This is a genomic window from Acinetobacter entericus (assembly GCF_026168575.1).
In the GTDB taxonomy this organism is placed as follows: Bacteria; Pseudomonadota; Gammaproteobacteria; order Pseudomonadales; family Moraxellaceae; genus Acinetobacter; species Acinetobacter bouvetii.
Map to the genome: position 1 here is coordinate 1 of NZ_JAPEQW010000113.1, position 798 is coordinate 798.

Here is a 798-nt window from a genome sequence, read left to right on the forward strand (position 1 = left end):
GTATAAAAATAATGTCATTGAATGTGATCATGGTAAGTTAAAGCGAATCATCAGGGCCACATTAGGATTCAAATCTATGAAGACTGCTTATGCCACAATTAAAGGTATTGAAGTCATGCGTGCACTACGTAAAGGACAAGCATCGTCATTTTATTATGGTCAGCCTCAGGGTGAAGTGTGTCTAATCAACAGGGTTTTCGGTCTCTAAGTACTTTTTAAAGGGAACATCATCGACTCAAATCTCTATTTGCAACAGTGCCTTNGGTCAGCCTCAGGGTGAAGTGTGTCTAATCAACAGGGTTTTCGGTCTCTAAGCACTTTTTAAAGGGAACATCATCGACTCAAATCTCTATTTGCAACAGTGCCCTCTTTTTTATGTTTTATTCAAAATGAAGTTGATATTTATCCGTCGTAATCTTGATCTTGAGGTTCTTATATTTTCGTTTTGTGGCACTCAGGGCTGAATCTGTCACTTCTGCATAAAATTTAGGGTCATTCATTAGATCATTAAATAGTTTATATCCAATCAATAACTTACTAGATTTTTTCTTTTCCTTTAGATCATTTTCAATCAACTGATCCAATTCTTTTACAGAAAAACTATGCATATTACCCTCTATAGTATCTTTCTGATAAAACAGCATACAGACTTAGCAAGAGGATTTAAAGCTTATTAGATAATTGATATTTATGAAATTGTGAGAAAGATAATATATTAGATTTATCTATTTAAGTTAAGTTTTTCTAAAAATACTTTGTACACGACAAAAAAAGATAACTCATTGAAATAATGGCATA

At 32.9% G+C, this 798-nt stretch carries 2 protein-coding genes; one reads left to right on the forward strand and one right to left on the reverse strand.

Going from position 1 to position 798, the window contains the following annotated elements; translation table 11 throughout:
* A partial coding sequence (locus tag OKC24_RS19790) for a DDE-type integrase/transposase/recombinase (protein WP_153904976.1) occupies positions 1-208 on the forward strand: 208 nt, incomplete at its 5' end.
* 172 nt (positions 209-380) lie between these two features.
* On the opposite strand, the gene OKC24_RS19795 is transcribed toward OKC24_RS19790, so the two are convergent.
* Positions 381-608 (reverse strand): hypothetical protein, encoded by a 228-nt coding sequence (locus OKC24_RS19795; protein ID WP_004812234.1) that lies wholly within the window; start codon positions 606-608, stop codon positions 381-383.
* Positions 609-798: the final 190 nt, after the last annotated feature.

Coding starts and splice junctions, on each gene's coding strand:
- OKC24_RS19795 (WP_004812234.1), bottom strand. CDS start 608: ATGCATAGTTTTTCTGTAAAAGAATTGGATCAGTTGATTGAAAATGAT.